17 protein-coding genes and 1 pseudogene are annotated in these 19,089 nt (G+C 63.3%); all 18 read right to left on the bottom strand.

The window, feature by feature from the left end; translation table 11 throughout:
• Positions 1 to 2 precede the first annotated feature (2 nt).
• Positions 3 to 2,150 (bottom strand): catalase, encoded by a 2,148-nt coding sequence (locus tag OJI97_RS03360; protein WP_297661123.1) that lies wholly within the window; start codon positions 2,148 to 2,150, stop codon positions 3 to 5.
• 115 nt (positions 2,151 to 2,265) lie between these two features.
• Positions 2,266 to 2,490 (bottom strand): hypothetical protein, encoded by a 225-nt coding sequence (locus OJI97_RS03355; RefSeq protein ID WP_067105493.1) that lies wholly within the window; start codon positions 2,488 to 2,490, stop codon positions 2,266 to 2,268.
• Positions 2,487 to 2,774 (bottom strand): hypothetical protein, encoded by a 288-nt coding sequence (locus OJI97_RS03350; RefSeq protein ID WP_067184137.1) that lies wholly within the window; start codon positions 2,772 to 2,774, stop codon positions 2,487 to 2,489. Before OJI97_RS03350 ends, OJI97_RS03355 begins: the two co-directional genes overlap by 4 nt.
• A 451-nt stretch (positions 2,775 to 3,225) precedes the next feature.
• Positions 3,226 to 3,438 (bottom strand): helix-turn-helix domain-containing protein, encoded by a 213-nt coding sequence (locus OJI97_RS03345; protein ID WP_297661156.1) that lies wholly within the window; start codon positions 3,436 to 3,438, stop codon positions 3,226 to 3,228.
• Between the two features lie 5 nt (positions 3,439 to 3,443).
• Positions 3,444 to 3,659: a DUF2274 domain-containing protein gene (locus OJI97_RS03340; protein ID WP_067105495.1), complete on the bottom strand. Its 216-nt coding sequence runs from the start codon at positions 3,657 to 3,659 to the stop codon at positions 3,444 to 3,446.
• Positions 3,652 to 4,869: a TrbI/VirB10 family protein gene (locus OJI97_RS03335; protein ID WP_184097112.1), complete on the bottom strand. Its 1,218-nt coding sequence runs from the start codon at positions 4,867 to 4,869 to the stop codon at positions 3,652 to 3,654. Before OJI97_RS03335 ends, OJI97_RS03340 begins: the two co-directional genes overlap by 8 nt.
• Positions 4,866 to 5,684 (bottom strand): P-type conjugative transfer protein TrbG, encoded by an 819-nt coding sequence (gene trbG, locus OJI97_RS03330; protein WP_067105497.1) that lies wholly within the window; start codon positions 5,682 to 5,684, stop codon positions 4,866 to 4,868. Before trbG ends, OJI97_RS03335 begins: the two co-directional genes overlap by 4 nt.
• Entirely contained in the window at positions 5,681 to 6,484 is an 804-nt protein-coding gene (gene trbF / locus OJI97_RS03325) for a conjugal transfer protein TrbF (protein ID WP_067105498.1), read from the bottom strand. The genes trbG and trbF overlap by 4 nt, the downstream gene beginning before the upstream one ends.
• A 3-nt stretch (positions 6,485 to 6,487) precedes the next feature.
• Entirely contained in the window at positions 6,488 to 7,789 is a 1,302-nt protein-coding gene (gene trbL, locus OJI97_RS03320) for a P-type conjugative transfer protein TrbL (protein ID WP_184097114.1), read from the bottom strand.
• A 126-nt stretch (positions 7,790 to 7,915) separates the two neighbouring features.
• Entirely contained in the window at positions 7,916 to 8,668 is a 753-nt protein-coding gene (trbJ, locus tag OJI97_RS03315; RefSeq protein WP_184097116.1) for a P-type conjugative transfer protein TrbJ, read from the bottom strand.
• Positions 8,669 to 8,672: 4 nt separating this feature from the next.
• Positions 8,673 to 11,126 (bottom strand): conjugal transfer protein TrbE, encoded by a 2,454-nt coding sequence (trbE, locus tag OJI97_RS03310; RefSeq protein ID WP_184097118.1) that lies wholly within the window; start codon positions 11,124 to 11,126, stop codon positions 8,673 to 8,675.
• Positions 11,120 to 11,392: a VirB3 family type IV secretion system protein gene (locus OJI97_RS03305; RefSeq protein WP_184097120.1), complete on the bottom strand. Its 273-nt coding sequence runs from the start codon at positions 11,390 to 11,392 to the stop codon at positions 11,120 to 11,122. Before OJI97_RS03305 ends, trbE begins: the two co-directional genes overlap by 7 nt.
• Positions 11,389 to 11,721, bottom strand: coding sequence for a TrbC/VirB2 family protein (locus OJI97_RS03300; protein ID WP_184097122.1), 333 nt, complete (start codon positions 11,719 to 11,721; stop codon positions 11,389 to 11,391). Before OJI97_RS03300 ends, OJI97_RS03305 begins: the two co-directional genes overlap by 4 nt.
• A 3-nt stretch (positions 11,722 to 11,724) precedes the next feature.
• The gene (gene trbB, locus OJI97_RS03295) at positions 11,725 to 12,735 is read right to left on the bottom strand and encodes a P-type conjugative transfer ATPase TrbB (protein ID WP_297661109.1); all 1,011 of its coding nucleotides are present in this window, start codon (positions 12,733 to 12,735) and stop codon (positions 11,725 to 11,727) included.
• The gene (locus tag OJI97_RS03290; RefSeq protein ID WP_184097126.1) at positions 12,732 to 13,136 is read right to left on the bottom strand and encodes a ribbon-helix-helix protein, CopG family; all 405 of its coding nucleotides are present in this window, start codon (positions 13,134 to 13,136) and stop codon (positions 12,732 to 12,734) included. Before OJI97_RS03290 ends, trbB begins: the two co-directional genes overlap by 4 nt.
• 3 nt (positions 13,137 to 13,139) lie before the next feature.
• Positions 13,140 to 15,158: a conjugal transfer protein TraG gene (locus OJI97_RS03285; protein ID WP_297661106.1), complete on the bottom strand. Its 2,019-nt coding sequence runs from the start codon at positions 15,156 to 15,158 to the stop codon at positions 13,140 to 13,142.
• A gap of 333 nt (positions 15,159 to 15,491) precedes the next feature.
• Positions 15,492 to 16,772, bottom strand: a complete 1,281-nt coding sequence (locus OJI97_RS03280; RefSeq protein WP_297661105.1) for an SEC-C domain-containing protein — start codon at positions 16,770 to 16,772, stop codon at positions 15,492 to 15,494.
• A gap of 205 nt (positions 16,773 to 16,977) precedes the next feature.
• Positions 16,978 to 18,922: pseudogene (locus OJI97_RS03270) on the bottom strand (hypothetical protein).
• Positions 18,923 to 19,089 lie beyond the last annotated feature (167 nt).

The following is a 19,089-nucleotide window of genomic DNA, read 5'->3' as shown; positions in this document are numbered from 1 at the left end:
GATCAGGCAAGATCGCGCACCTTGGCTTCGCGCGCCCAGTGGCGCCGCGTGCCGACGTCGGCGAACGCGTCGATCGCGACGACACCGCCGTCCTTTTCGACGCCCGCCTTGTCGAGCAGCAGCTGCGTCGCGTCGTCGTGGGCGATGGTCTTGCAATGGCCATAGGCGTCCATGAACCATTGCACCGCCGCACCCTGCACCGAAAGCGCCTTGGCCTGTTCTTCTGTCAGGATCGAGGCGACCGCGTCGAACAGCACCGAAGGCGATCCGGCGAGTTGGCCGTCGGCCTTGAGCGTGCCGCCCTTTACCTTGATCCCGCCGACCTTCGGCGCGACGAGAAAGGGGGTGCCGCCCGCACTTTCGATATCGCCTTTCAGCTTGTCGATCGCCGCCTTGTCCGACCCTTCGGCGAACAGGATCGCGACCTTGCGGCCCTCCATCGTGTCATCGGCATTCTTCTGGATCGACAGCGCGGCGGAGGGTTTTAGGTCAACCGCGGCGCGCGCGGCCTTTTCCTTCGCCGGCAGGTCGATCGCGAGGCCCGCGGCGACGCGCTTCGCCAGATCCTCGTCGATGTTGCGGAGCTGGCCGACGACACGCGCGCGGACATGATCGAGCGTCACCTTCGACAGCTCGAACACCAGCGCCGAGGCGATATGCGCCTGCTCATTCGCGGTCTGCGACAGGTAGAAGAGCCGCGCCTGGGTGAAATGGTCGGCGAACAGTTCGGCGCGGATGCGCAGCTTCTGCGCGGGGTCGTTCCGTTCGTCATTGGCCATGTAGGTCGAGAAGCCCGTTTCGGCGCTCGCGCGTGGGCCGCCATGCTCTCCGGCTTCGGCAAGGCTGTTGGGTTCGTAATTGGCACGCCCCGTTGGCACGAGCGTCTGCATCATCCCGTCGCGCTGGAAATTGTGGAAGGGGCATTTCGGCGCGTTGATCGGGATCTGGTGGAAATTGGTCGTTCCCAGCCGCGATTTCTGCGTGTCGAGATAGGAGAAGAGCCGGCCCTGCAGCAGCGGGTCGTTGCTGAAATCGATGCCGGGGATGATGTTCGACGGCAGGAAGGCGGCTTGCTCGGTTTCGGCGAAGAAATTGTCGACGTTGCGGTTGAGCGTCATGCGGCCGACGATCTCGACGGGGATATCCTCCTCGGGGATCAGCTTGGTGGCGTCGAGCACGTCATAGGGCTGCTTTGCCGCGAACGCCTCGTCGAAGACCTGCACGCCGAGATTCCACGCCGGGAAGTCGCCGGCATCGATCGCCTCGAACAGGTCGCGGCGCAGGAAATCGGGATCGGCACCGGCGATCTTGACCGCCTCGTCCCATGTCGTCGACTGGATGCCGAGCACGGGCTTCCAGTGGAATTTGACGAATTTGCCCGCACCCTCATCGTTGACGAAGCGGAAGGTATGAACGCCGAAGCCTTCGATCATGCGGAAGCTGCGCGGGATCGCGCGGTCGGACATCGCCCACATGATCATATGCATCGATTCGGGCATCAGGCCGATGAAGTCCCAGAAGGTGTCGTGTGCGCTCGCCGCCTGCGGATAACCGCGGTCGGCCTCCATCTTCACGCTGTGGACGAGATCTGGGAACTTCATCGCGTCCTGGATGAAGAAGACCGGGATATTGTTGCCGACCAGATCCCAATTACCGGTTTCGGTGTAGAGCTTGACCGCAAAGCCGCGCACGTCACGCGGCGTGTCGACCGATCCGGCGCCGCCGGCGACGGTCGAGAAGCGAACGAAGACCGGACAACTCGCCCCTTCCTTCTGGAAGATCGACGCCTTGGTCAGTTCGGGAATCGCCCTGGTGCATTCGAACACGCCGTGCGCGCCCGACCCGCGCGCATGGACGATGCGTTCGGGAATGCGCTCATGGTCGAAATGGAAGATTTTCTCGCGGAGGGCGAAATCCTCGAGCAAGGTCGGCCCGCGTGCGCCGGCGCGAAGCGAATTCTGATTGTCGGAGATACGGTGACCGAAATTATCGGTGAGATAAGCCGCCGCATCGGCGACTCCATCTCCGACTTGCTGATGCAGTTCATCGCCATCGCCTCTGCTGTCAATCGGCGCCGGCTGGCCCTCTCCCGGTTGGTGGTCACGAAGTGCATGGTCTGCGGCGGGTGACGGCACGGGCTTCTTCGCCATGATCGGATCCTTCGGTCAGCGGGGATAAGGTCTCAACCCGCGGCTTCCCCCTAAGTTTCGTCGCGCCCGCTTTCTTCTGATCGAGCTAGGCCGCCTCCGGCGCCATTGCATGCCATCAACCGGTCGGGGATGGCCTATAGAAGCGGAATCGATCGACCGCGCCTTCGATCAGGTGGCCAGCGAGTCTGAGGCGGATTTCGTCGGCGCCGCTACTGGTCGTGCAGACCAAGCGCGTGCCGCCTGACGGCAACCGCTCGATCGCACTGATAGCCACTCCCGACGCACGGCAGATTTCCCTGACATCGGCCTCAGGCAACGCGAGGTTGATCGCGCGGCTCACGTCGATTCCGGCACGGAAGCACCAGAGCGGATGATCTCCGCGACCTGCACATAGCCCTCCGGGCTGGCGGTTGCGATGGCGAGCGGCCTTCCGCCAAGCACGACATTTTCTCCATTGAGAAAGGCGATGGCAGGGTCGCGTCCGCCCATCACCAGATAGGCAAGCTGGCTGATGTCACCCTGACGCCGGGCATGATCGAGGGAGAGCGGGCTTCGATATTTGTGGAAATGGCGCACGGGGCGAGACGATGCGACGGTTCTTTCGGCGGTGTCGGGGCGATTCATGGCGGGGCTCCTCTGCGTAAGCGGGAGCACAGGCTCTCAGCCGCGGCGGCTTACAAAAAGGAGGGCCGCGATAGATGCTATATGGGTTTGTACACACGGATTGTAAGGACGAAAATCCAAGGGCCGCGGTCCGCGACATTTCGCCCCTAGCCGTGCCTGTCCTTCGTCGAAGCAGGGAGCCGCATCACCTTCCTAAGATGATGTTTATAATGAATATTATTTCCAATCGGCCGAGACATACCCTCGCTGACACCCTCACGCGACTATAACGAAAAATGGGAATCGAATAGAGGATCGAACTTCGCGAAAATGGGAATCGAAAAAGTTCGGTGGCGGGCCTGCCGGTCCATTACCCTGCATCTGACGAAAAACGGAGAATTGCAGGGTAAATTGCCTATAGACAGGCGCAAGGGATTTTGCCGGCCATCCCCTGCGGCTCGCTCGCGGCGCCCTAGCTTTTCTCGAACAGGCGCTTGAGGCTGGCGTATCGAATGAAGGTCGATCGACCGACTTTTACAGTTTCTAGCTCTCCGGCCTTGATGAGTTCGTAGAGCGTCGACCGTCCAATGCCAGTGAGTTTAACCGCGGCGGATATGCGGACGCTGATCGGTTCGAAATGGTGGCGGTCCTCGGACGCAACTTGCGGCCCTTGCCTGCTCTGCATCTTGCTCATGGCTTCCGCCTCCCTCGGTGAAAGCGGCGATCGGTTTCGATGAAAGCCGTAAGCATTGCAGGAATAAGGTCCGGCACGGATTCACGCCTGCCGTATGCCGCTTCGTAAGCGTCGGCATAAGCGTTCAATGCCTCGAACAAACCCGGCATGGCGTTGAACGTGATTCTCTTCGGCGTTCGCTCCGGCAGCTTCGGCAATTTCAGGTCAGCCATTTCCGCCTCCCCACGGCCGCCCGACGACAATATCCTTGTGGACGATGACACGCAGCGGCCAGCCGGGCCGGACGCGCATAGTCGGCTGGATATTGAGATTGCGGGTGACGAGCTGGTCGCCCGCGCGCGCGCCGCTCTGCTGCGCGGACTCGCGGATCGCTCGAACAAGGTCGCTCTCGCTGCTGCCAAAACTCAATTCCGAGCCGACACCAAGCAGCGTCGAGAGCGCGACGCCCTTCAATAGCTGCCATGTGTGCCGGTCGATCTTGTCGGCGAGGCCCGCATAGCCCTGCGTGTCGGTCGCGGGAACATTGTCGATGCGGATTGACGAACCATCGGGAAGGATGATGCGCTGCCAGACCACCAGCGCGCGGCTTTGGCCGAACGCGACGACGCTATCGTAACTGCCGACCAGCCGCGAGCCTTGCGGGATAAGCAGGCTTTGGCCGGTCACGCTGTCATAGACATTTTCCGTGACCTGCGCCGTCACCAGCCCCGGCAAATCGGAAATAAGCCCGGTGATGAGGCTCGCCGCGATGACGCTGCCCGCCTGCACGGTCCAGGGTGAGACGGGCGCGGTCAGCCTGTGCGGGTTTACGTCGCCGCCCGCGTTCGCTTTGCCGATCATTGCGTTCTTGCGCTGCTGTCCGTTCGGATCGTCTGCGGCCTGCGGCGACGCTGGCAACTCGGGCGTCTGTTCTGCCGTGACCGCGACCGGGCGAGCAGATGCGGTGTTGCCGGCGACTTGCAGCATGACGCCGGACTCGCGGGCCGCGCGCTGTTCGGCCGCGATGCGCTGGCGTTCGGCTTCGGCCTCCTGCGCCGTGCGCCGCGCCGCCTCGTCCGCGGACTCGATCGGCGCCATCCCGATTTTGCGCTGATGGTCGAGGATCGGCTTGCCAAGGTCGCCGGGGAGCGGCGGCCCGAGTTGCGGCACGTCGCCATAGCTGACGGGAGCGCCCGCGAGTGCATCGGGCGGCGCCTTCGCGCCATGCAGCTTGTCGTCGGCGGGTGCGATGATGCCGATACTCGCAGGCTTCAACGCCAGCCATGTGACGCCGACAATCGCGGTCGATCCGACAGCGGCAATGGCGACGATCGCGCCGCGCCGAAAGCGGGTCACGCGACCCGGCGCGGCGCGAAGGGCGAGCGTTTCGGGGTCGGCCTTGGCCGGTGCGGTGCTGACGGGCGGGATAGCCGGGTCGATCATTTGCCTTTCCTCCGCTTCGGCTGCGCCGTCTCGATCCGCACGATCTGCTGCTTCTTGCCGCCAAGGCGCAACTCGGCCGCGCCGAACAGCCGATCGACGACATAGTAGCGGCCCGCGACCCGGTAGTTCACAAGTTGCGCCTCGCCGTCGTCCCCAATGACGAACAGCGGCGGCGCCTCGCCAACCGCAATGCTCGGCGAAAACTCAATAAAGGTCTGCCGCCCATCATCGAACGCGCGCAGCGGACGCCATGCAGGTTTGTCGCCGGAAATCGCATAGTGGAAATTGAGGCGATCGACCGCGAGGCCCGACGCGATCGGCGCGGCTGCTGCTGCCGCGTCCTGCTGGCGGCGCAGCGCGATCAGCTCGTCTTTCGGATAGGTCCACGACAGCGCCGCCATCGCGCCGGTCGATCGGCTTTCGAGTTCGATGTGATAGACGCGCCTGTCAGTCGTGATGACGAGATTCGAGCGAAGTCCTGCCGAATAGGGCTTCACGAAAATATGGGTGCGCTGCTCTGCGCCACTGCCGCTGGTCGTGTCGCCAACGGTCCAGCGCACGGTATCACCCGCGGCAACCGACGTGACCGCCTCGCCAGGCTGCAAAGCAATGTCGGTGATGCGCTCGGGGGCGGCATAGAGCCGATAGAGCGTCCCGTCGCTATAGGGATAGACCTGCACCGCGCCGACGAATCCGGCGTTCGACGGCTCGCGCAGCGCGGCCTTGTTGGCGGCGGCGACCTTTGCGGTCGGCTGGGCGGCGGCGGGAACGGCAAGCGCAAGGACGCTAACCGACAGGATGACGGCGCGGATCATGGTTCATTCCTTTCGGGGGTCTGCGGCGGTTCGGGGTCGATCGGCATATCGGCGGGCGGTTCCGGCGCGACCAATTCGTCCGGTCTCGGGAAGCGATCGAGCGGTTTCAGAACATCGGTGTCGAGTTCGCGGGACCAGTCGATCGCGTCGATATAAAGGCCGAGCGGGTTCTTGCGCAGCACCTCGGCCGAGCGTGGCGGCTGCACCTTCACGGTCAGCATCGCGGTCCAGCGCGAAGTGCCCGACAGGCTGCCGCGTTCATAAGCCTGCTCGGTCCATTTGACCTGAAAGCTACTATCCGATGCGCGGACCACGCTCGTCACCTGTACCGACACCGTGCGACGGCCTACATCCGCGAACGGATTATCGGCGCGGGCATATTCGCCAAGGAAGAGCGACGCGCGTTCGGTGGCGAAGTCGTATGCCGATAGCCAGTTCTCACGCATGAGCACCGGATCGAGCGAACGCGAGCGGACATTGACGATGAACTTGCCAAGGTGCCAGGCAATCTGCGGGTCGGTCGCCTGATACTCCGTGTCTGCCGGCGCGACCGCCTGCGCCTCACCGAGAGTGTCGACCTCGACGACATAGGGCACAACATGGCTCTGCATCGACTGCCAGATCAGCGCGGACGACAGGCCCGCGGTGAGCAGCAGCCCACCGAACGCCATCAGCCGCCAATTCTTCGCCTGAACGCGGGCGGCACCGATGCGCTCGTCCCATAGTTGTCCGGCGCGTTGATAGGGAGTTTCAGGTTCGGGCGTCTGCCCATAGCGCTGCACGGCTCGTTTGAATCTCATGACTTAATCCCTTTCCTTGATGTCCGGTGTGATCCCGGCGCCGCCACGATCGCCCGATTGAACGGCGTGGATCGCCATCTGACGGCGGTGACGGCTAGCCTGGGTGGCGTGGAGTTTTTGCGCCCATGCCGGCGGCGATGCGTCGCCACTTGCGGCGCTGGCGTTGGCGCTCGATGCACCGCTGGTTCCCGCGGCCCAGGCGGCTTGCTGACCGCGCGCGGCAGCAGCGCGAAGGCCGAGGGCATTGTGCATCCGGTTGGCGGCAGCCCCTTTGGCGGCGCTCGCCATGCCGCCGATACCGGCGCCGATGGTCGAGGTGCCGGACGTTTCCTGGCCCAGCTTGTAAGCCGTCGAAGCTGCGCTCCCCATCGCCGTTCCGGCGCGAAGCGCGCCGAGACCGGCGCCGGCAACGCCCCGCGTAGCGGCAACAGCGCCGGCTCCGCCCATCGCGAAGCCGCCTGCGGCCAATGCGGTTGTCGCGACGACGGAACCGGCGCCGAGCTGCGGGGCGCCCGCGACCAACCCGGACGCAATGCCGGGACCAAAGATAGCGAGGCCGAACAGGGCCAGGCTCGCGAGCATCAGCGATACCGCCTGCTCGATCGACACCTCCTCGCCGGCAATCGCGCCGGTGAAGTCGGCAAAATAGTTGGAACCGATACCGACGATGACCGCCAGCACCATCACCTTGATGCCGGACGAGACGACATTGCCCAGCACACGCTCGGCGAGGAAGGATGTGCGATTCCAGAGTGCGAAGGGAACCAGCACGAAGCCCGCGAGGCTCGTCAGCTTGAATTCCAAGATCGTGATGAAAAGCTGGATCGCGAGAATGAAGAAGGCCGCGATGACGATCACCCAGGCAATTACCAGCACCGCGATCTCGACGAAATTATTGAAGAAGTCGATCGGGCCGACGAGCTCTTTCGCTTGCACCAGAAGCGGAAAGGCGGCCTCGAATCCGGTTCCCGCGAGCCGGCCCGGCATCAGCAAATCCTGCGCGCCGATCGCGCTGCCGCCCGCGGTCAGTCCCAGTCCGGCGAAACTGCGGAAGATGATGTCGGTGAGGAGCGGAAAGCTGTTCAATATCAGCGCGAAGGCGCCGACATAGAGAATCTTCTTCAAAAACTTGCCGATGACGTCGTCCTCACCGCCAAGCGCCCAGAACAGCCCGGCGAGCGTGATATCGATGCCGATCAGGATCGTGGTCAGGAAACCGACATCGCCGCCGAGCAGCCCGAAACCGCTGTCGATATAGGCGATGAACGCCTGCATGAACTGGTCGATGACATTCAAATCCTGCACGCACGGGACTCCTTAAAGGCAATGGATTGGGGTCGCGGGAACCGCTGGCCGCGAGAGGGGGGAGCCATGCGGTCCCCGCGACGGGACGGCGCTCGCCGGGGAACAAGGGGCGCAGCGCCGCCCAAGCTATGGCTGCGGCGTGTAGGCCTTGCCGTCGCCGAGGAATCGGCTCGTGCGGACACGGGCCTCGCGCGCGCTCTGGCCGCGCCGCGCCGCTTCGAGCGATTCGGTTCGGAACTGCGCCGCCATCAGGTTCTGGAGCTGGAACTGCTGCTTGGTCGCGAGCGCGAGAAGCTGGTTTGTCGCCTGCTGTGCCTGCAAACTTCCTTCTGCGCCTTGGCTCTTGGCGACGATCGCCGCGAGGGTTTGCGCGTCATCGCGGACATTCTCGACGATACCGCTCTGAACCTGCATCGTCTGCCGGAACGCGGCCATTTCATTATCGAGGCGCTGTCTAGCGGTCGCAATTCGCTGGTCGCGCTTCATCACCGACGCGAAGCTGTCGGGAAATTGCCGACGGAATTGCTCGTCGATTTGATCGACGCGGAAGTCGATGCCCTGCGCTTGCCCCATGAGTTTGTCGATCTCGCCGAGCGTCTGGCGAAGTTGGTCGAGCTGCGGGAAGTCGATGCGCGAGAGGTTCTTGCTCTGATTGACGAGCATCCGGGCTTCGTTTTGAAGGCTCTGGATTTGATTGTTGATCTGCTGGAGCGTCCGCGCGGCGGTGAGCAGGTTCTGCCGATAATTGGTCGGATCGAACACGCTGATCTGTGCCGAGGCGGGGGTGCTCGTCGTGTAGACCCCGACGATGACGGTGCCGATCGTGCCAAGGCCAAGCGCTGTGGCGAGCAGATAATTGCGGACGGGAGAGCGGGGCATGATGCTATTCCTTTTCTGCTGGAGGTTGGACGGCGGGGAATCGGCCAAGCAGCTCGGCCGCCCAATCGAGGCCGGCTTGGGTCAGGAAATGCGCCGCAAAATCGTCCGCGCCATGTTTGGCGAGGGTCGCGTCGATGCGCTTCTGGGTGTCGGGATCGGACGCACCGCACAGTGCGAGCGCGATCGGGCCTAGTCCCAGTTCGAACAGGCGGTTGCCGCGCGCCGATTGCAGATAATATTGCCGCTTCGGCACGGCGCGGCTGACCAGCTCGATTTGCCGCGCGTTGAGGCCAAAGCGGACATAGGCCGCCTGGCTCTGCGGCTCGATCGCCCGGTCATTCGGCAGCAATATGCGCTGCGGGCAACTCTCGATGATCGCGGGTGCGATCGTCGAATCCGCAATGTCGGCCAGCGATTGCGTCGCGAACACGACGCTGACATTCTTCTTGCGCAGCACCTTCAGCCATTCGCGGATGCGCGCCGCGAACAGCGGATGGTCGAGGAACACCCAGGCTTCATCAAGAATGAGCAGCGTCGGCCGCCCGGTGAACCGCTCTTCGAGCCTATGGAACAAATAGGTCAGCACCGGCGCGACGACGCCCGCGTGCCCCATCAACGCCTCGGTCTCGAAGCACTGAACATCGGCAATCGCAAGGTCGTCCTCAGCGGCATCGAGCAGTCGCCCGAATGGCCCTTCGAGCGTATAGGGCGCGAGGGCGACACGCAGCGGCGCCGACTGCAAGAGCAGCGACAGGCCGGTCAGCGTCCGTTGCTCGACCGGCGCGGTCGCGAGGTTGGTTAGCGCCGACCAGACCGCTTCCTTGACCTCCGGCGTGACCACGATCATTTCATGGGCGAGCAAGGCGCCGATCCATTCGGCCGCCCACGCCCGTTCGTCGGCGCGGTCGATATGCCGTAGAGGTTGAAAGGCGATGGCCTTCCCGCCTTCGTCCTCGCTGCCGAGGCCGAGCGCATGATGCGCGCCGCCCATCGCCAGCACCGCGGCGCGCGCCGAAAAACCCTTGTCGAAGATATAGACTTGGGAATCGGGGTAACGCCGGAACTGCAAGGCGAGCAATGCCAGCAGCACCGACTTGCCCGCGCCGGTCGGGCCAACAATGAGCATGTGGCCGACGTCACCGATATGGGTCGAGAGCCGGAACGGGGTCGATCCGCTCGTCTCGGCATAGAGCAAGGGCGGTCCGTCCAGATGCGCGTTGCGTGCCGATCCCGCCCATACCGACGATAGCGGCATCAGGTGGGCCAGATTGAGCGTGTGAACGATCGGTTGCCGGACGTTGGCATAGACATGGCCTGGGAGGCTCGACAGCCACGCCTCGACCGCGTTGACCGTCTCGCGGATACAGGTGAAACCCAGCCCGTTGACGATGCGCTCGACCGCCCGCACCTTTTCTTCGACGCGAGCGCGATCGGTATCGGCAACGGTGATCGTGGTCGTCAGATAACCGAAGGCGACATGATCGCCGCCGAGCGCCTGCAAGGCCAGGTCGGCATCGACCACCTTGTTGTCGGCGTCGCTATCGAGAAGCTGTGCGGGCTGGTTGTAAATCACCTCGCGCAGCATCGCCGTCACCGACTTGCGCTTGTTGAACCATTGGCGGCGCAGCTTGGTCAGCGCCTTGGTCGCCTCCTGCTTGTCGAGGGCTATAAATCTCGTGACCCAACGATATGAAAAATCTTCGTGATTGAGCGCATCGAGGATTCCGGGCCGGCTGACATTCGGAAAGCCGAATATGGTCAGCGTCCGCAAATGCTCGTCGCCGAGCATCGGTTCCAACCCGCCGGTCAATGGCGTGTCGGTCAATATGGCGTCGAGATACATTGGGGTTTCGGGGACCGCGACGACATGGCGGCGCGTCGATATGGTGCCGTGAAGGAACGTCAGCGTCTCGCCATCGTCGAGCGCGCGCACCTCCGGCATGAAACCGCTGAACAAGTCGAGCGCCCGGTCCGTCTCGGCGATGAAGCTGGCGAGCGCCTGCCGCCAATCGCGGCCTTTCGCATCATCGCTGCGCTCGACCAGCGCGCGGCCCGCCGTATCGGCCTGATCGGGCGGCGGCAGGAAAGTCAGCGTCACATAATAGAGGCTCTCATAGTGCGCGCCCGCGCTCTCGAGCGCCGCGCGCCGTTCCTGATCGACCAGCCAGGACGCCGCATCGGGAAAGTCGCTGCCGGGATAGCCCAGCGCTTCGCGGCGTTCGGCCTCGAAGTGTAAGGCCCAACCTGATCCAAAGCGTTTGAGGACATTGTTCGCCCGCGCGCAGGCGGCGACAAGTTCGGCCTCCGTGGCGCTTTCCAGGTCCGGTCCGCGAAAGCGCAAGGTGCGCTGAAAGCTGCCGTCCTTGTTCAGCACCACGCCGGGGGCGATCAACGCCGCCCACGGCAGATGATCGGCAAGCCGGTCGGCGCCGCTGCGATATTCCTTGAGGTTCAGCATGTGAGATACCCCCGCTGGCGAAGGTGGCGGGCGAGGACGGGCGCGAAATCGGGATCGCGTTTTGCGGCGAACACCGCGAGCGTGTGACCCGCCGCCCACATCACCAGCCCGGCAATCCATTGCTGCAAGCCGAGGCCAAGCGCGGCGGCGATCGTGCCATTGACGATCGCGATGGCGCGCGGCGCACCGCCGAGCAGGAGGGGTTCGGCCAAGGCGCGGTGCATCGGCGCTTCGAAGCCTTCGATATGCGAGCCTGCGCCGATCATGCGATCAACGCCCCGCCGCCGAAGCTAAAGAAGCTGAGAAAGAAGGAACTGGCCGCGAAGGCGATCGACAGACCGAAAATGATCTGGATGAGGCGCCGGAAGCCGCCCGCCGTCTCGCCGAACGCGAGCGTCAGGCCGGTCACGATAATGATGATGACCGCGACGATCTTGGCGACCGGGCCTTGGACGGACTCCAGGACCTGCTGCAACGGCTCCTCCCACGGCATTCCCGACCCGGCGGCGTGCGCTGTGGCGGCGGCAGCCAGGCCGAGCACGACAGCCGCGGCGGCAATGAGGCGGTTGGGGTGACGGGTGCGGGACAGGCGCATAGTCTATTCTCCTTGGTTGTCGGGGGTGAGGTCGCGAACGGCGTAACCGCCCTGCGCGTCGAGGCCGGTGACGCGCGCAATCGTGTCCACGCGGCGCGCGAGGCCGCGCCCGGATATGAACACGATCATGTCGATGGCCTCGGCAATGAGGCGGCGCGGGACAGTGACGACGCTTTCCTGAACAAGCTGTTCGAGCCGGTAGAGCCCGGCCGTCGCGCTATTCGCGTGGACCGTCGCGATGCCGCCAGGATGGCCGGTATTCCATGCCTTGAGCATGTCGAGCGCCTCGCGCCCGCGAACCTCGCCCACAATGATGCGGTCGGGGCGAAGGCGCAGCGTCGAACGCACAAGGTCGGCCATCGTGACTGCGCCGGCCCCGCTCGGGCCAACTGTCCGAGTGCGAAGCGCGACCACATCGGACGCCGCGCATTGCAGTTCGCGCGTGTCCTCGATGATGATGACGCGCTCGTCGAGGCCCGCCATTTCGGCAAGCAACGCGTTGGCGAGCGTCGTCTTGCCCGATGACGTGCCGCCCGCGACAAGGATATTCCGACGCTCGACGACGGCCATCGACAGAAGCCGCGCCGTGTCGGCGGGCATGATGCCGTCGTTCACATAATCGAGCAGCGTATAGATGCGCGCAGCCGGCTTACGGATCGAGAAGCAGGGCGCGAGGCTGACGGGCGGAAGCACGCCCTCGAACCGCTCGCCCGCGCCTTCGCCGTGCGGCGGCAGTTCGGCCGATATGATCGGTGCCATTGCATGGGCCTCAGTCCGTGCATGGCTCGCAACCAGGCGAATGATGCGCTCGATCTGCGCCGGGTCGTAGCGGGTGCCGGTGTCGATGCGCCCCTCGCCAAGCCGGTCGAGCCGTAGCACCCCATCGGGGTTCACCATGATCTCGATAACCGCGGGGTCGGACAGTGCCGCCGCGATGCCTGGTCCCATTGCGGTACGGAGCATTGCGCGGCGGCGCCCAAAGGAATTATTGGCGTCGGAAAGCGCCTCGGTCATGGCTGTGCCTCGGTGACGTTCTGGGTGTCGAGTGTCCGCTTGCCGCCCGCGATCTGGCGGCCAAGCTGGGCGATAAATCGCTCGAAACGCTGATTGCCGGTCGCAAGCGCGGCGGCGTCGGCTTCGGGGAGCGGCGCGGTGACGGTGAGCTGGTAGCGCACGAACAGCGCCAACGCCTCCAGCACCACCTCCATGTCGCGGCGGCCGGCCGCGACCTCGCGCGATATGCGATCGAGCCGGACTTTCAGAAGGTCGTCGACCTGCTTCGACGCGCGGCGCGCCAGCCAATCGCGAAGCGCCTCGTTGACGATGCGCGACTTGTTGCCGCCGCGCCGGATGACCAGCCCGTCGAGCGCATCGCTCAAGTCGCTGTCGATGTAGAGATTCTGCCGGACCTTCATCGCTTACAGTCCCGGCAACAGGTCTTGGGACTGCGGCTGATTCATCGCATGGCCGCGCACGAGCGAGGCGCGAACGCGTTCCATGACGCGCTTGTCGGCGGCGGCGTCGGGGTCGTCGCGCTCCATGTCGGGCAATTCGAGTTGCGTCGCGGGTTCCGCCTGCGGCGGCGTCTCGTCGATCAACGGGTGCCGTTGCTGCTGCAACCCGCCGTCCTCGTCCGCGCCGGGCTCCTCGTCCACCTTGCCGAGCCTGCTATCGGGCGCGCTGACCAGCCCCGTCCAGTCGTCGGGGCGGCTGGGTGGCCGATCGGCATAGTCACCAAGCGAGAGCGCGGGCGGTGCCAGGAGCCGCGCGCGGAAATTGGCGTCCTTGTAATATTGTAGCTTCTTCGCCCGGATCGGGGCCGTGCCCGACACAAGAACCAGCTCGTCGGCGGGCGGAAGCTGCATGACCTCGCCCTGCGTCAACAGCGGGCGCGCCGTCTCCTGCCGGCTGACCATGACATGCGCGAGCCAGGGGGCGAGCCTGTGACCCGCATAGTTCCGCATCGCGCGCTGTTCGGTGGCGACGCCGAGAGCATCGGAAACCCTCTTTGCCGTCCGCTCGTCATTGGTCGAGAAAACAACGCGGACGTGGCAGTTATCGAGAATCGAATTATGCTCGCCATAGGCTTTATCGACCTGATTGAGCGACTGCGCGATCAGATAGACCCGGATTCCGTAGCCCGCCATGAAGGCTAGGCTCGTCTCGAAGAAGTCGAGACGCCCCAGGGCGACGAACTCGTCGAGCATCATCAGAAGCTGATGTTTGCGCCCCTGCGTCGGGTCGGCGTCGAGCTTCTCGGTCAGCCGACGCCCGATCTGGTTGAGGATCAGGCGCACGAGCGGCTTGGTCCGCGAAATGTCAGACGGCGGAATCACCAGATAGAGCGATGCCGGGTGATCGGCTTCGACAAGATCGGCGATGCGCCAGTCACATCGTGACGTGACCGCCGCGACGGTCGGGTCGCGATAGAGGCCGAGAAATGACATGGCGGTGGACAGGACACCGCTGCGCTCGTTCTCCGACTTGTTCAGCACCTCGCGAGCGGCCGACGCGACGACGGGATGAACCTGCGGCGCCTCCTTGGTGCCGAGATGATTGGTGGTCATCATCCGGCGCAGCGTCGTCGTGAACGGGCGCTGCGGATCGGACAGGAAGGTTGCGACACGGGCGAGCGTCTTTTCTTCCTCGGCGTAGAGGATGTGGAGGATCGCGCCGACCAGCAGGCTGTGGCTGGTCTTCTCCCAATGGTTGCGCCGTTCCAACGCGCCTTCGGGATCGACAAGAATGTCGGCGATGTTCTGAACGTCGCGAACCTCGTTCGCGCCCTTCCGGACCTCCAGCAGCGGATTATATTTGGCCGACCGCGGGTCCGTCAGGTTGAATAGCAGAACGTGCGAAAAGCGTGCGCGCCAACCTGCGGTAAGCCGCCAGTTCTCGCCCTTGATGTCGTGGATGATGGCTGAGCCGGTCCAGCTTAGCAACGTCGGGATGACGAGGCCGACGCCTTTGCCCGAACGCGTCGGCGCGAACGCCATGACATGCTCCGGCCCGTCGTGACGAAGGTAGCGCCACCGCTTGCGGCCTAGAAAGACGCCGCTGTCGCAGAGCAGTCCAGCTCGGTCGATCTCGCGCTTCGTTGCCCAGCGCGCCGAACCGTATGTCGTGACGTGGCGTGACTGACGGGCGCGCCAGAGTGATCCGGCGATGGCGGACGCGCAGCCGAGAAAGCCGCTCGCCCCGGCGATCATCCCCGCCTTGTCGAAAACCTCGGGCGCATAGGCTTCGTAGTGATACCACCACGGAAATATCGCCCACGGCCGATAGATCGGCGTGTCGAACAGGACGAACCACGCCGACCCAAGCTGGGGCTGATAGCCAAGCTGCGCCGCACACCATTGCGTCGCAATCCAGACGCCCGCGATCACCATCGCGAAGACGACGAAAATCTGTCCGACAAGGAGCTTGGTAGGCGTCAAGAGAATCTCCCGGCGACGCAGGGATCGCGTCGGCGGCCCAAAAATCAGCTGGGTCGGGAAAATCTCATATGACGGTTATGACGCGTGATGACGCACCGCGACGCAGCGCGAAGGGATAAGGGTCCCAGCCTGCAACGCTCCTGTTTGCTCTCTCCGTAGCTATTTCGATGCCAGATCAGATTTCGCGATAGGTATCAGCGCGGCTGCATCGCGCCCGAAGTCGGTCCTTCCAACACCCATCGGCCTGTGACCAAAAGCAGTCATTCTGAGGCAGCAGCCATTATTCCGTTATCTTCGACGCGCCCCTATACGACCGCCTCTAATCGCTCCCGATCAACGTCCGTGACAGACTTTGAATTTTTTGCCCGAACCGCATGGACATTTCTCGTTGCGACCGACCTTTTTCCTGGGCTCGACCTCCCGAGGGGTGCCGCGGCGCTGATCGAACAGCGCCTGCAACGGAGCAGGAATCACAACCTGTCGCTGCGGCGGACCGCCTTTGAGCCGGACTTGGCGAATAATGGCCTTCTGCTCCTGGAACGCCTTGCGCTGCTTCGGATCCATCGCATCTTCGAACGGCAGCAGCCGCTCGACCTCATTCGCCGCAGCGTCATGATCGCCGCAATAGGCAAGGACCACCGCGTATAGCGCGCGGGCTTCGAGGACGCGCCCCGCGAGGCCCGCGCCTTGCAAGATGGGGAATATGTTACGTTCGAAGGCCTCGCGGGCGCTTATGAAGTCGTTCACCCAGACCAGTTCTTCGACAAGGTCGAGACCAACCCGGACGAAGGACTGGTAGGATTGCGACAGCTCGTAGAACTTCATCGCATGGATGCGTGCGAGAGTAGATCGCTGGCTCTTCCGGCCCAAGGCCTGCGCGAAAAGATCGTGACTGTCTGCCAGATGTTTCAGCCGATCGGTGAGATCTTCGTCTTTAGGAAGAAGCTGCCGAAGTTCGGGGGCGTTCCGTCCCACCACATCGTCGGGCCTGATCCCGAGCTCCCGATAATATTCGTCGATGAGGGCGAGCGCCTCACTTACAGCCGTATCGTTGTCGCCTAGCTTGAACAGGGCGAGGGCGCGATTGTAGCGGAACACTCGCAGATGTTCGGGCTGGTCAGGAAGTCGATCCGCAACCTGGTCAAGCATGGCCCGGACGCCATCGATGTCGCCGAGCTCGGACAAGAGCAACATCCGCTTCATGCCCCAAGCCATCCACTCCTCGTCGCCGAGTTCGTTTTCCCTCAGCAGCGACTCCATCTCGTCGACCCGCTTCCGGCCGGCCTCATAATCTCCCTCGCGCAGATCATTGAAGACCAGGCCATCGAGTGCCCACAGCCTTGTTTCGGCATCCCCATTCGGATCGACCGCGATCGTCAGCAGATAGGGTTCGATTTCCGGCCAGACCCCAAGCTCGTGGAACAATTCGTCTGTCGCAAACTGCACCAATATTCTCGCCTGACCGAGAAGCCCGAACAGACGGATGAGCAGTCCTAACTTCGCGAGGCTCCAGTTGGTGCGGATCGAGCTTACGATGACCCGCTGCAACGCCCCCAACGCTTTCTGCTCGAAGTCCTGAGCCGCCCGCTGCTGCAAGCCGGGCGCGGTATGCATCGCTGGTCTCGAATTCGTCCTTCGGCGCGATGGGCTTGATGGACGCGATAGCCTGGTCGAAGGTCTGCGGCTGCACCGTGGTGCCCGTGTAGGCTGTGCAGCCCGATTGCGCCTGAGCCAGTGCCGGCGCGCAGATCAGCGCCGCAGCCAGAATGATTTTCCTCATTGGTTTCGCTCCCCCTTGAGCCCGTGCAAAATATTGAAACTAACGCTCCAGGCGGACACGAAGGCGCCGTGCGCGCTCGCGAAACGCATGTTCCCCGCCCTCGAGAATGTCGCAGACCATCTTGCGGATCGGCGCGTCCTCGAGGCCGCCGCTCGCATAGGCGATCTCGGGCAAGCCATCCCCCGGATGCGGACCGGCCGATGCAACGATGACCTGATCGGCATCGGTGTTGATCACGAGATTGGCGTTATGCGTGACGATGATGACCTGGCGCTTGGCCTTGGCCTTGAGGAACAGGCCGACGAGTTCATCATAGATGGACTTGGGATCGAGATTTTCCTCGGGCTGATCGATGATCAGCGGCCGCTTAGAGGTCGTTGAGGACCTGTTGTTCCGAAAACACCGCTTCGAAAATTCGCCGGTAACTTGTCTGCCTTTCCGCTGGCAGGCCCTTGGCGCGTTCCTCTGCGCCCTCATAGTCCTTCAGCTTGTCTTGCAGGACCGAGAGGAGTTCGGTCTCGGTCGTGATTTTCGCCGACAGCGAATTAAACCGTTCGCGCGTTTCCTTGTCGACGTTGATGATATCTCCGAGCCGCCGGATTTCGGCATCGAGCCGGCCCAAGGGCAGTTTCGTCAGATCGGCATCGTCGGCGACGAGCGGGGCCGCTGGATCGGTGATTGCGATATCGATCCCGCGCCACCCATCGCGGTTCTTCCGGGTGGAGGACAGATTGTCGTTGATGATGCCGTCCACATTGCCGCTGTACTGCGTCAGAAAGCCGTCCCATGCCGCTGCGACATTCCTGAGGCCGCGTTCGGTGACAATTCCATTGCCCCAATCGAGTTTTACCGTCGCGTCGTCGAGATATTCGCCCGCCCGAACCAGGAAGGACTGCATGGGGAGCTGGTTGGCATGGGCATCGCAGCCCGCAGCGATCATGTCCGCGAGCGCGGTCTTGCCGGAACCTCGCGCGCCGATAATGGCGACAAGGCCCGGGTTGAGATCGATCACCGAATTGGGCGCCCAAGGAGCATTGGTCAGGGTTACACGGCGGATCGTCTCTGACGGAGCGGCCGCGGGCGGCGCCTCGGCCCCAACGTAAGCGCGACCCTCGGGATCGATGCAGGCCTGCTTCAGTCCGTCAAATGTCGCCGCGCCCTTGATCCAAGTGTAGCGATCGCCATCGGGCGCGCCCGTCCGCTCGACAGAGTGCCCGTCGCTACCGTGCATGCAGGGCTTGAGGCCGCCATAAGTCTCGCAGATATGCTCGCGGCTGGTCTTGCGACCGAGCCAAAACTCTCGCTGAGCAGGACTCGATGCGAACATGATGTGAGCGAAATGTTCAATCTGCTGGCGCATCGCCTGGTCGGCGCCGTCTTGAAGCCCCGAGGTCCCGTCGCCCTTCGCGCCGGCGACCGCGATAAGGATATTCTCCTGCGCCCAGCTCATCGCCTTAAACTCTTCGCGAAGCTGGTCGAAGTTTACTTTGAATTGTTCGGAGCCATGGCGAAGGGCCGACCGATCATCAGTCAGTTTCGGGTCAAGCGAACGGCCGAGCCGAATGAGCTCTGACGGGTTGCAGGCGAAGGTGTCCGTCGTTGTCTTGAAGGTCAGCCGCTGAAGAAATCGTGTCAGCTGATCGAGGTGTTCCGGATCGTCAGGACACACTAGTAAATGCGCGTTGATCCAGGATCGTGCGGTCCCAACACTGAATCGCAACTCGATGTTAGGAAAGATCAGGTCGCAGTCCTTCAGGCGGCCCTGCTCCTTTCGTGCGCAAACCTCCTTGTAGAGTTCAAGCCCGTAATAATCCGTGACACCGAGCGCGCGAATTGCCGGCGTGGCGCCCTCGATCGCGTTGAGATAGGCGTCCCAGTCGCCCTTGAACTGATCGTTAAAGATGGTTCCTGGGGCGTGGACGTGCGGATCCCATCTCAGCCAAAGCGATCCCGGTCCAATTGATCCATCTTCCCCCACGGTCATGGCGCGATACGCTAATCAGATTTGGATAGAAACGAAAGCGCCGCCGCGAGATCCAACCGTTTTGGATCTTTTCGAAGGTTGGTCAGCGCATGGAGCGAACGTAATCGGCCACACAGATCTCCCAATGCGAAATTCCCTCTTGTCGGCTATTTAGGATTGGTCCTCAA

Origin of the sequence: Sphingopyxis sp. (assembly GCF_025869345.1) — a bacterium.
Taxonomy (GTDB): Bacteria; Pseudomonadota; Alphaproteobacteria; order Sphingomonadales; family Sphingomonadaceae; genus Sphingopyxis.
The sequence above is the reverse complement of the archived record's forward strand: the minus strand, read 5'-3'. Positions and strand labels throughout refer to the sequence as shown.

Excerpts from the sequence above, each read along its gene's own strand:
- trbB (WP_297661109.1), bottom strand. The coding sequence starts at position 12,735 with ATGACCGAGGCGCTTTCCGACGCCAATAATTCCTTTGGGCGCCGCCGC.
- OJI97_RS03360 (WP_297661123.1), bottom strand. The coding sequence starts at position 2,150 with ATGGCGAAGAAGCCCGTGCCGTCACCCGCCGCAGACCATGCACTTCGT.
- OJI97_RS03280 (WP_297661105.1), bottom strand. The coding sequence starts at position 16,772 with ATGCATACCGCGCCCGGCTTGCAGCAGCGGGCGGCTCAGGACTTCGAG.
- trbF (WP_067105498.1), bottom strand. The coding sequence starts at position 6,484 with ATGAGATTCAAACGAGCCGTGCAGCGCTATGGGCAGACGCCCGAACCT.
- trbE (WP_184097118.1), bottom strand. The coding sequence starts at position 11,126 with ATGCTGAACCTCAAGGAATATCGCAGCGGCGCCGACCGGCTTGCCGAT.
- OJI97_RS03350 (WP_067184137.1), bottom strand. The coding sequence starts at position 2,774 with ATGAATCGCCCCGACACCGCCGAAAGAACCGTCGCATCGTCTCGCCCC.
- OJI97_RS03300 (WP_184097122.1), bottom strand. The coding sequence starts at position 11,721 with ATGCGCCTGTCCCGCACCCGTCACCCCAACCGCCTCATTGCCGCCGCG.
- OJI97_RS03305 (WP_184097120.1), bottom strand. The coding sequence starts at position 11,392 with ATGATCGGCGCAGGCTCGCATATCGAAGGCTTCGAAGCGCCGATGCAC.
- OJI97_RS03345 (WP_297661156.1), bottom strand. The coding sequence starts at position 3,438 with ATGCAGAGCAGGCAAGGGCCGCAAGTTGCGTCCGAGGACCGCCACCAT.
- trbJ (WP_184097116.1), bottom strand. The coding sequence starts at position 8,668 with ATGCCCCGCTCTCCCGTCCGCAATTATCTGCTCGCCACAGCGCTTGGC.
- OJI97_RS03340 (WP_067105495.1), bottom strand. The coding sequence starts at position 3,659 with ATGGCTGACCTGAAATTGCCGAAGCTGCCGGAGCGAACGCCGAAGAGA.
- OJI97_RS03290 (WP_184097126.1), bottom strand. The coding sequence starts at position 13,136 with ATGAAGGTCCGGCAGAATCTCTACATCGACAGCGACTTGAGCGATGCG.
- OJI97_RS03335 (WP_184097112.1), bottom strand. The coding sequence starts at position 4,869 with ATGATCGACCCGGCTATCCCGCCCGTCAGCACCGCACCGGCCAAGGCC.
- trbG (WP_067105497.1), bottom strand. The coding sequence starts at position 5,684 with ATGATCCGCGCCGTCATCCTGTCGGTTAGCGTCCTTGCGCTTGCCGTT.